This is a genomic window from Celeribacter sp., assembly GCF_048270365.1.
GTDB lineage: Bacteria > Pseudomonadota > Alphaproteobacteria > Rhodobacterales > Rhodobacteraceae > Celeribacter.
Genome location: NZ_JBLWTA010000026.1, coordinates 25,067 through 36,456, shown reverse-complemented (window position 1 = coordinate 36,456; position 11,390 = coordinate 25,067). Strand labels below are relative to the sequence as shown.

The following is an 11,390-nucleotide window of genomic DNA, read 5'->3' as shown; positions in this document are numbered from 1 at the left end:
TCAGGACCAAAACGTCCTCGCCAAGTGCGGTGGTCAGGCGACCCATGCGGGAGGTTTGCGAAAAGAAAGACATGTGGGAAACCAGTGAACTATGAATGTGTTAGGGAGAACGTAAACATGTGAGCCTGCAACTCAAGAGGAAAATGGGAAAACATGTTCTCATCGGCAAAGATAGGGAGCCGCACAAATTTCTCAGATTGTGACAGCATCCCTTTCTCGGGGCTATGAGCGCTTAATGAATTGCGCTTCTTTTGCCTTCGAGGGGGGCATGCTTTTGCGCTGAAAGCTGTGAAAAAGCTGTGAATACGGACGTCCGAGAAGACGATCCGGGACAGAGTTTTGTTTTAAGGGAGATCGCTCAACTTTCGTGATCCGGATGAATTATAGTGATTCCACCCGTAGGAGGGCTGGAAAATCGTGAATATAAAAAGAGGCCGAGCCATTTCCGTGTCCTGCGAGAACTTGTGTGCAAAATGCAATGGGGAAAGACCCCCTGCAACCTATCCTTGACCTTCTGGATCGGCGCCCGTTAAGTTCGCGGCAATACGGCAATTTTTGCACATGTTTTTGATTTTGAGGAGTGTTCTAGGCCATGTCTCGGTTTAGCAAAGTGGCTTGGAAAGAAGGGCTTTTTATCAAGCCTCAGCATTTCCAACAATCCGATAGATACGTCGAAAAACTGATTGCCAATCGGACCGCTCAGATTACGCCCTTTCCTTGGGGCATTGCCGAGATGTCTTTCGATGAAAGCCAGCTTCGCCAAGGGCGTTTGGAGCTCGAAAAAGTGTCCGGCATCATGCCGGATGGCACGCCGTTCGACGCGCCACACACAAGTCCCCTGCCGCGTGAGGTCCTCGTCAATGAGGGCGCGACGGGGAAAACCATCTGGCTGACTGTGCCGAATATTCCACAGAACGAGCGCGAAGTCGGCATGCTCGAGGACATGAGCACCCGCTATATCCTTGCCGAAGAACAGGGGGTGGCCGATGTCACCGCCGTGTCGCGCACCGAGGATGAGATCGAGGTCGCCGTGCCGCGTCTCGAACTGGTGATCCGCGACAGCCCACGCGAGGGCTATCAGTGCATTCCGCTTGGGCGCATCGTCGATGTGCAGGACGGTGCGGTCGTCACGCTGGACAAAACCGAGCCGCCCGTGGGGCTGATCATCTCGTGCCACCGGGCCTATGCGGGGTTCCTCAAAGCCGTCATGGGCGCGGTCGAGGCCCGGCTCGAAGTGCTGGCACGCTATGCCGCCGATCCGACCTCTGGCGGGGGGATGCAGGACAAGGACTATCTCATGCTGATGGTTCTGAACCGCGTGCTGCCGCAGCTCAAACACATTCAGGCGATGCCCGCCGTGCATCCGGAACGGTTGTTTGAATTGCTCGTGGGTTTCGCGGGCGAGCTGTCGACCTTCGAGGATGGCGCACGCAGGGCACGCGAGTACAGCTACCGCCACGACAAACCCAAGGAAACGTTCAAACCATTGGTGGATGACATCCGCCGGTTCCTGTCCCGCGATCTGGGGCGGGCGCTGCGCCTGCCGCTGGAACTGCGGCGCGAGAACAGTTTTGCGGCGCTGGTGGACGATCCGAATCTCTTTGCCAATGCGACCTTCATCGTCGAGGTCTCCGCCGCTTTGCCGCTCACCCAGATTCAGGGCCAATTCCCGCAGCTGTGCAAACTCGGCCCCTCGACCCGGATGAAAGAGATCATCGTCAACAACATGCCCGGCATCCCGCTGGTTCATATTCCGAACCCGCCGCCGCAGATTCGCGTGGTCGCCAACCATGTTTATTTCCTCGTCGACAAGACCAGCCCGCTGTGGCGTGACTTCTCGGTCGCGCCTGCCATCGGCATGCATTTCGCGGGCGCCTGGCCGGGGCTGGAGCTGGAACTGTGGGCCATCCCCGAGGAGCGCTGAATGAGTGACGATGACGACGACCGCACGGTATTCGGTCAGAAAATTCCGCCGGCCAGCCCCACGCCTCAGCCGTCACACCCGCCTTCCGGACAGCAGCCTCCCGCGCAACCGGGGTGGCCCGCGCCGCCTGCGGCGCAAAATAACCCAGTGCCGCCTGCGGCGCAAAATACTCCAGTGCCGCCTGCGGGGCATGCTCCGCAACAGCCACCTTACGCCCCGCCACCCGGGCAAGCGCCCGTCGGAGGTGCATCCGACAGCACCATGTTCGGGATGAAAGTCCCGCCGCAACAGGCTCATGTTCCGCCCGCGCAGGGATATCCGCAGCCCGCGCCGCAGGCTTACCCACCGCAGCAACATGCGCCTCAGCCTCCGGCCTCCGGCGCAGATGACACATGGTTCGGTGGGCGTTTGCCGCAGCAACCGGCGCCGCCACAGACGCCGCCGCCGTCCTCGGGGGAGGGCACTTGGTTTCAGGGCCGCGCGCCGCAACAATCGCCCTCCTATCCGCCACAACCTCAGCCCCCGCAGCAGCCAGCGGCACCTTATCCGCCGCAGCAACCCGCCTATGGCCAGCCATCCTACGGTCAACCTTTGCCGGGACAGGGCGTGCAAGGACAAGGCGGACCGGGGCAGGGCGGATACGCTCAACCGCCCGCCTATGGCCAGCCCCCCCAGCCGAACTGGCAGGGGCAATATCCGGCCCAGCCGGGCCAATATGGCGGGGCATATCCTGCGGGCGCTGGCACAGACGGGCAGTTCCCGATGGTGCCCCCCGCCGCAGAGGCCGCAGCTTTTGCAGGCAACGTGCCGCGCATTTCCTTTCAGGATGCGCTCAAAGGCTCGGGATTGGACATCGGCACGTCGACCAACCCGATCCTTGCGGCGGCCTCGGACCTTTTGGTGCTGTTCGGGCGTCTGCGCACCGGCATGGTCGAGATGCAGGCCATTCCGCTGCGCGATCACGTCATTCGCGAGATCGGCGAATTTGTCCGCAAGGCGCAGGAAAAAAGCGTGCCGCCGGAGGACATCGACGTCGCGCGCTATGCGCTGGCGGCGACTGCCGATGACATCGTGCAGACCATTCCCGGCAGTGATCCGGGCTATTGGCAGCAATATTCCATGGCGGCCGAGTTGCTGAACGACCGTTCCGCGGGCATCGGTTTTTTCGCCCGGCTCGAACATGTGATCGCCTATCCGGCGCAGCGCAAAGACCTGTTGGAACTGATGCTGACCTGTCTCTATCTCGGGTTCGAGGGCAAGTATCGCACGGAACCCAATGGCATGGCGATGCTGGCGCGGTTGCGCAATGAGGTCTATCAACGGCTGCGCTCCGTGGTGGAACGTCCCAAACCCGATCTGTCGCTGAGCTGGTTGCCGGTGATCTTTTCCGGCAAGCGCAATGGTGTCGGGATGCCGCTCTGGGTGGTGGCCGGGATGGGGGCTGGCATGGTGGTGGCGCTGTTTGCGACGCTGTCGTGGATTCTGTCGAATGACACCAATGCGGCACAGGCCGCGATCCTGCGCCTCAACGATCCGAACGCCACCGTCGCCATTGAAGGTCAGAGCTTTGCCGCCTCCGCGACGCCTTATGTGGGCGAAATCGACACCGCTCAGCTTGACCGCATCCGTGGTGCGCTGGCCTCGGAGATCGACAGCGGTGCTCTGAGTGTGGCGGAAAAAGGCGATTACATCATGATCCGTGTCGGCGATGTGCTGCGCTTTGGCTCAGGCTCTGCCGATCTGACCTCGGATTTTACCGCGCTGGCGCAAAGCATTGGCCGGACGCTGGATGGTGAGCCGGGCGAGATTGTGGTCGAGGGCCATTCCGACAGCATCCCGCTGCGCGGCACCGGGCGGTATCGCACCAATGAGGAACTGTCGGAGGCGCGCGCCACCACGGTGCGCGATGTCTTGGCGCAAAGCCTTGGCGATCCGTCGCGTATGAGCGTGGTGGGCGTGGGGCCGAACGATCCGATTGACACGAGCGGCACGCGCGAGGCGCAAGCCAGGAACCGCAGGGTCGAGATTCTCCTGCAACAGGAAAGCAAGATATGAGAGTATTTGGCGTTTCGCCACGGAAGCTCTGGAGCTACAAATGGCTCCGGTTGCCGATCCTGACCCTTGGTGTTGTGATCCTGAGCCTTGCGATCTGGTTCGGGCTGCGGATGACCGGCGTGAGCTGGCTGGTCTCGCCTTGGACCCGTGGCGGGCTGATTGCGCTCATTCTCGGGGTCATCGCTTTGTCGGCTCTGATCAAATATCTGCGTCGTAGAAAAGCGTCGAAAGCTCTGGAGGAAACGCTTGTCACCCCCGGAGATGGCGACATCTTGTCCGAACGGATGCAAGAGGCGCTCGGGCGGCTCAAGAAATCCGGCGGGGCGACCTATCTCTACGATCTGCCGTGGTATGTCATCATCGGTCCGCCGGGGGCGGGCAAGACGACGGCGCTTTTGCACTGTGGTCTGGATTTTCCGGGCACTGACAAAGAGGCCGTCGCGGGCTTTGGCGGGACTAAAAATTGCGATTTCTGGTTCGCCGAAGATGCCGTTCTGATCGACACGGCGGGCCGTTACACGACCCAGGACAGCGACGCCACGGCCGACCGCGAAAGCTGGCAATCCTTTCTCTCGGAACTCAAGAAGGCCCGCTCTGACCAGCCGGTCAATGGCGTTTTGCTTGCGTTTTCCTGCGAAGACATCATGACCGCCGATGCGGCCCAGTTGGAGCGTCACGCTTTGACCGTGCGCCAGCGTCTGGCCGAGTTGAACAAGACCCTGCGCATCGACGTGCCGGTCTATGTCATGTTCACCAAGGCCGACATCGTGGCCGGATTCCGGGATTATTTCGGGCCGCTGGGTGAGGATCGCCGTCGCCGTGTCTGGGGGGTGACCTTTCAGACCCGTGATCGCAAGGAAGACACCTATAAAGAGGTCTCGACCGAGTTCGACAAGCTGATTTCAAGGCTCTCCGACGAGGTCACCGACCGTCTGCACGAAGAACACGATCCGGTCGCGCGCATCTCGATTTTCGGGTTCCCCGGCCAGATGGCGCTGATGCAGCGCAATCTCACCGATTTCCTGCGCCGGGTTTTCCAGAAACCCGAAGAAGTTCATGCCATTCTGCGCGGGTTCTATTTCACCTCTGGCACGCAAGAAGGCACTCCGATCGATCAGGTGCTGGGTGCGATGGCCTCGGGCCACGATCAGAACGCGGGCTTCCAACCCGGTTTCATGTCCGGCAAAGGGCGCAGCTATTTCCTGCACGACCTGTTGAAAAAGGTGATCTTCGCCGAGCGGGATTGGGTCGGCTATGATTTCAAATCCATGCGCCGTCGCCGTATTCTGCGCACCGGCGCGACGGGGCTGATCGCCACGGTCTGCCTCGGCGCGATGGGGCTTTTCGGCTATAGTTTCTGGCAAAACGCCACGTTGGTGCGTCAGGCGAATACCGCGATGAACCTCTACACGGTCGAGGCGCAGGACATCTTTGCCGAGCCGATCATCACCGATCCGGCGACGCGTCCGGTGCTTGGGGCGTTGAACACCGTGCGCAACCTGCCGGGCGGGTATGGCGACACGACAGAACAGCCTTTTGTCGAACGCATGGGCCTGTCGCGGCGTGACAGCATTCGCAAATCTGCGACCGAGAGCTATTCCTACGCGCTTGAACACATGCTGCGTCCGCGCATGATGTTGCAGCTCGAAAACACCCTGCCACAGCTTTTGGCCACGCAGGATTACGAACAGGCCTACCGCGCGCTCAAGGTCTACCTGCTGGTCGCCAAGGCGCAGCCCGGCAAGGGCGACGATACCGCGATCCAGTCGTGGTTTGCCGAAGCCTGGGCGCGGGAATATTCCGAACCGGGGCTTGAGGTGGCTTATGGCGCAATCAACGATCACCTCGACGCCATGCTGGCGCTCGATGATCGGGTGACGCCCGCGCTTCAGCCCAACAAGGAGTTGGTGGAAACCGCCCAGCGTCAGATCGCGACGTTGCCTCTGGCGCGGCAGGCCTATAGCTCGATCCTCGGGCAGGCGGCGGGTATGACGCCGCTCAATATTTACGAACAGTTGTCGGACACACAGGTCGATCAGGTGCTGCGCACCGTCGATGGCACGGCGCTCTCCGACTTGACCGTGCCGGGGCTCTTTACGTTTTCGGGCTACTGGGGCGTCTTCAAGGAAGAACTCGCTTCCGCCCAGAGCCGTCTCGACGAGGAGCGTTGGGTGTTGGGCGAGCCTGGAAAAGCCGATTATCAGACCCAGCTTGTCGGTCTGAACCGCGACATTCATGCGCTCTATCAGGCGGATTTCGTGGACGCGTGGCAAGGCATTCTGAACAAGATCGAACTGGTGCCGATGGCCGATCCGTCAGGGCAATATACCTCGCTCACCATCGCCGCTGCACCCTATGCTTCGCCGGTTCTGAAACTCGCCGAGATGGTGGATCGCGAAACACGTCTGAGCCGGTTCCTCGATATTGTCGAGAACATGGAAATCTCGCCCGAGGCGCTGGCCTCCGGCGACATGAGCGGCGAGTTGTCGAATGCGGGATTTAGCGCCGTGGAGCGCCGTTCAGGGTCTTTCGAACGGATTTTCCTCAATGCGCTCAAGAACAAAGCCAAGTTCCAAGAACGCGCCGCGCCCTCCGCGACGGCCCCGACAGAGCGGCGGCAGATCGAGAATATCGAACGCCGGTTCGAGAAATGGCACGCGCTGGTGAAAGGCGATGCGGATCAACGCAAACGCCCGATCGATGCGGTGCTGGCGAGCCTTGAAGAGCTGTTGCAGGATCGCAAATTCGCGGCGAGTGGCGGCGAGACGCTCAACAATATGGGGCTGCAAAGCGCGCTTGGGAAACTGACGCAGGGCGTGCCGTTTTACCCCGATACGATGGTGCGTTTTGTCAACCAGATCGAGCGCGAATTCCTGACCGTGACCACCAATGCCAATATGGAAGAACTGCAACGCCTTCTGTCCGAAGAGGTCACGACCTTCTGCACGCAGAATGTTTCAGGTGCTTTCCCCTTTTCAGCGAACGGACGGCATATTTCGACCGCTGCTTTTGGCGAATTCTTCGGCTATGGCGGGCGGATGGAGAAATTTTACGACGCCCATCTGCGGGAATACACTCAACGCAGCCAAGATGGTGAGATCGTGCCGCGCGACGACAGCGACATCGGGGACCGGCTGGCCCCCTCGACGCTTGCGCAATTCGGTCGTGCCGAGCGCATCCGTCAGGCGTTTTTCGAACCCGGAAGCATGAAACCCTCGGTGAGTTTCACCCTGTCGCAGCGCGCGTCTTCAGAGACCGTCGAAAGCGTTGCCATGTCCTTTGGTGGGCGTCAGGCTCAGTTGTTTCCGAATTCTTCTGGTATCACGATGAGCTGGCCCGACGATGTGACGGAAGTGGTGTTCCAGCTTCTGCCCAAGGCCAAACGTGGCGCCGCCAATGGTCTGCGCTTTGCCGATGGTCGCTGGGCTCTGGCGGAGTTCATCAACGCCGGCGTGGCCCGTCCGTCGGGCAGCCGCGTCGATGTGACCCATAATGTCGGCGGGCGTCCGGTCTCTTTCCGGCTCGAATTTGACAGCGTCACTGTACCGTTCCTGATGAAGGAACTGCGCGATTTCTCTTGTCCCACCACTTTGGAATAACCGTTCTTTTTAACCAGTCCTGCTCAAGGTCTCGCTCTCGTGATCCCATTTCTTTACGGCAAACATCCCGCCTTTGGCGATTTTCTCTCCTACGGGGGATCGGGGGCCTTGGTCTCCGGCCTCGATCAGTGGTTGGAGCCGGTGCTGACCGCACTGCGCGACAGTCTGGGCGACGGCTGGCCGGTGATCTGGCAAAGCGCGCCGGTGCTCAGGTTCTGGATCGGGCCGGATGTTCTGGGCGTGCCGGCCTATGGCCTGTTCCTACCCTCACGTGATCGGGTGGGCCGCAAATACCCGCTTTTGGTTGGCGTGACCGACCCCGAGGGCGAGGGCCATGCCGGAGTGCCACCGACCGATCCGCGCCATAACGAGGCAATCTATGATGCGATTTTTGCGCATATCGCCGGGGTGCAACCGCCCGAGGGTGGGTTTCGCGGCGGTGCGGATTTGCTCGAAGGATTGGAGGTGCCGCAAGCCCGCGCGCTCATGTGGGAAGAGGGGCTGAGTGGGACGATCTGGGGCCAGCGCAACGATGGCGATCTGGCGCGGCTTTTGAAAGATGCCGCCGGTGTCGAGGCCGAACGCGCCGAATTTCGCCGTAGCCATTGGTGGCACCCGGAACAGGGGCCGCGCGCCGCCGGGTGGCTGGCCTGTGACGGGCTGCCGGGGGCGGATGCGCTTGGCTGGCTGCTCACAGAGCGGCTGCGACCTTTGCAGGATGAGACGGGGCCAGATCAGACGCAAGCCGCCAGTGAAGAGGATCGGACATGACGGATCTCGGACGACGTTTTCGCTTCGACAGCGCGCTCAAAAGCGATGTGGGACGGGTGCGCAAGATCAACGAAGACAGTGCGCTCTGTCTTACGGACAGCGGCATCTGGGTCGTGGCCGATGGCATGGGCGGCCATGCCGCGGGGGATTTTGCCAGCCAGACCATCACCGGGATGCTCGAAACCGTGGGCGTCCCCGTGTCGCTTGACGATCTGAAGGTGCGCTTTATGGAACGGCTGTCACTGGCCAATGCGCGCATCATTGCTCATGCCCAGTCTCTGGGCGGTGGTACGGTGGGGGCGACGCTGGCCTCTGTGTTGATCCATGGCGACCGGTTCGCCTGTGTCTGGTCTGGCGACAGCCGGGTCTACCGGTTTCGCGCCGGGCAGCTTCTGCAGATCAGTCGCGATCATACCGAGGTGCAGGCGCTTCTGGATGCCGGGTCGATCACCGAAGATCAGGCCGCCAACTGGCCGCGCAAGAACGTCATCACCCGCGCCATCGGGGTCACGGACATTCCGCAATGCGATGTGGTCGAGGATGTGCTTCTCGATCGGGATCTGTTCCTGATCTGCTCGGACGGGCTGACGGAATATTACGAGAATGACGAGATCGCTTCTGTCCTTGCGGCATCGCCGGACACGGATCTCGACAGCCTGTGTGCGCAGTTTGTCTCCACGGCTGTGGAGCGCGGTGGCAAGGACAATATTTCGCTTGTTCTGTTTCGGTGTCATGAAACCCCGCCGGATCGTCAGGAGGCGCTTTGGGCCTTTCCGGAATTCGAGGGCACGCTATGAGCGACGACGACAAGACGATCCCGCCCTCAGAGGAACAGACGCCAATTCAGCCCGATGCTGAGCCGGAGCAGACCGGAGAAGAAGACGAACGCACGGTTTGGGGCGCTTCCGAGGAGACCGAGGAAGAGGCAACACTCTTCGCGCCGCAAATCAGCCCCTCGACGGATGTCGCGGACGACAAGACGATCCTGACCCCCTTGCCTTCGCCGGACCTGCCGGGGGCGGCCTCAACCGAGAACCCGGACGCGACGGTTCTGGCCGGGACGCCGGTATCGTCTGGCGAAGAGACACCAGCCGACACAGCCGACAATCCCGACGCGACGGTTCTTGCCGGTGTGGCCGCACCTGTCGTCGTTGGTGCGGCCAGCGGTGCCGCTGGACTTGCGTCCTCCGCGACGCCCCGCCCGGTGATGGTGCTCGAACCCGGCACGGTGATCAACAACATGTACCGGGTCGAAAGCGCGCTGGATCAGGGCGGTATGGGCCGGGTGTTTCGAGGTGAGGAAATCGGCACCGGCGAACCCGTCGCGATCAAGGTGATCCTGCCGGAAATGGCCGAGGATCAGAAGGTCGAACAGATGTTCAAGCGCGAGGCGCGCACCCTGCGCCAGCTGCATCACCCGGCCATCGTGCGCTATTTCGCCTATGTGCCGCCGGACGAGCGCATGAACCTCCATGCTCTGGTCATGGGGTTCATCGAGGGCACAAAGCTCTCGGATCATCTGCGCGAAAAAGGCGCGTTGAGCACGGAGGACGCCTGTCGCCTGTTCTCGCGGCTCGCCGACGGGTTGCGTCGGGCACATGAGATTGGGGTCATTCACCGCGATCTCTCGCCGGATAACGTCATGCTTCAGGATGGCGACATTACCCGTGGCGTGCTGATCGATTTCGGTATTTCACGCTCCTCCAAGGTCAAGGATGTGACCATCGGCAATGAGTTCGCGGGCAAGCTGAAATTTGTTTCTCCGGAACAGATCGGCGCCTTTGGCGGCGAGGCCGATGGGCGTTCGGATGTCTATTCTTTGGGGCTTTTGCTGATCGCAGCGCTCACCGGTAAGGCGCCGCAGATGGGCGATACCATCGTTGACGCCGTGCAAAAACGTCAGAGCATTCCCGATCTCTCGGGCATTCCGGGACCGTTTCAAACCTTGCTCTACGCCATGCTGCAACCCAATCCGGCGCAGCGGATGCCGGATATGCAATCCGTGATTGCGGGGCTCGACATGATTTCAGGCGGCCAGACCGGGGCGGCGAACACATTGACGGGCACGCTGACAGGGATGGGCGGGAGCATGGCGGGCCTGGGAATGGGGCCCGGGATAGGGGCCGGGATGGGCACCGCGATGGGGGGATTTGTCCCTGCGCCAACCACCCATGCGGTTCCGGGGCTGCAATCCGGGCCGACGGCAAGCCATCTGGGCCTGCAAAGCGTCACGGCCAGCGGGTTCGATGGCACCTCCGAACTCGAAGACCCGCCGGAGCCGAAAAGTCGCAGCGGTCTGGTTCTGACCCTGAGTTTCGCGCTTCTTGCCGCGGCTGTTGGGGGCGGGGCCTATTATTGGTGGCGCAGTCATCCGATCGAGGCCGGGATAGAGCTTGATCGGAGCGGGTTGAGACGTGATGAGACCACGGTCGCGGGCCATTTGGCGATGCAGGCCGGGGACGCCTGCGCCTATGCCACGCAACACACACAATCGGGACCGATTGCTGCGCTCAGCGACAGCGGCACGGCCTTTGCCGGGCTGGCTGACAACTGGCCTTTCGGGCCTCTGCCTGAGATCAGAGAGACCGTGATCGCAACACCGCAATGCGCAGCACTCAGCCTGGCCCAGCCCTTTCTCGGGACAGGGCGCGCGCCGATTGCCATTGGCTTCGATGCGCAACGCGTCTCGCGCCAGACAGGGGTCGAAGGCACGATCCGGGGCACGGAGGATCGCCAAATCTGGCTCTCTATCGTTGCGCCGAACGGGCGGGTGTTTTCGCTCTCGCGCCAGCTCGACGCACAGATTGGCAACACGCGCCGCTTTTCCTTCCGCCTGCCGTCGGCTCAACCCGGCGTCTATGTCATCGTCGCGACGGCCTCCGCCTCCGCTTCGGTTCGTGCGGGCGCGATGAAGGATGGCACGGAGGCCAGTGTGATCCTGCCGTTGATCGGTCGGGAAATGGTGGAGGACGCGGCGGGCTATGTCGCTGTGGGGGCGCTGACGATCACGCCGTGATCTCGCTAAAGCGTTTCGACTTTAA

6 protein-coding genes are annotated in these 11,390 nt (G+C 61.5%); all 6 read left to right on the top strand.

Annotated features, from left to right (window positions below):
- The first annotated feature begins 592 nt into the window (after positions 1-592).
- The 6 genes from tssK to ACN0X0_RS20020 all read left to right on the top strand — a co-directional run bounded on the left by tssK (position 593) and on the right by ACN0X0_RS20020 (position 11,365).
- Positions 593-1,924 carry a type VI secretion system baseplate subunit TssK gene (gene tssK / locus ACN0X0_RS20045; protein WP_417262047.1) on the top strand — a complete coding sequence of 444 codons (1,332 nt, stop codon included), beginning with the start codon at positions 593-595 and terminating at the stop codon, positions 1,922-1,924.
- 261 nt (positions 1,925-2,185) lie between these two features.
- Positions 2,186-3,979 (top strand): type IVB secretion system protein IcmH/DotU, encoded by a 1,794-nt coding sequence (gene icmH / locus ACN0X0_RS20040; protein ID WP_417280642.1) that lies wholly within the window; start codon positions 2,186-2,188, stop codon positions 3,977-3,979.
- Positions 3,976-7,578, top strand: a complete 3,603-nt coding sequence (gene tssM, locus ACN0X0_RS20035; RefSeq protein ID WP_417280641.1) for a type VI secretion system membrane subunit TssM — start codon at positions 3,976-3,978, stop codon at positions 7,576-7,578. The genes icmH and tssM overlap by 4 nt, the downstream gene beginning before the upstream one ends.
- Positions 7,579-7,617: 39 nt before the next feature.
- Positions 7,618-8,349 carry a type VI secretion system-associated protein TagF gene (tagF, locus tag ACN0X0_RS20030; protein ID WP_417280640.1) on the top strand — a complete coding sequence of 244 codons (732 nt, stop codon included), beginning with the start codon at positions 7,618-7,620 and terminating at the stop codon, positions 8,347-8,349.
- On the top strand, positions 8,346-9,146 hold the full coding sequence (locus tag ACN0X0_RS20025; RefSeq protein ID WP_417280639.1) for a PP2C family protein-serine/threonine phosphatase: 801 nt from the start codon (positions 8,346-8,348) through the stop codon (positions 9,144-9,146). Before tagF ends, ACN0X0_RS20025 begins: the two co-directional genes overlap by 4 nt.
- Entirely contained in the window at positions 9,143-11,365 is a 2,223-nt protein-coding gene (locus tag ACN0X0_RS20020; protein WP_417280638.1) for a protein kinase domain-containing protein, read from the top strand. Before ACN0X0_RS20025 ends, ACN0X0_RS20020 begins: the two co-directional genes overlap by 4 nt.
- Positions 11,366-11,390 lie beyond the last annotated feature (25 nt).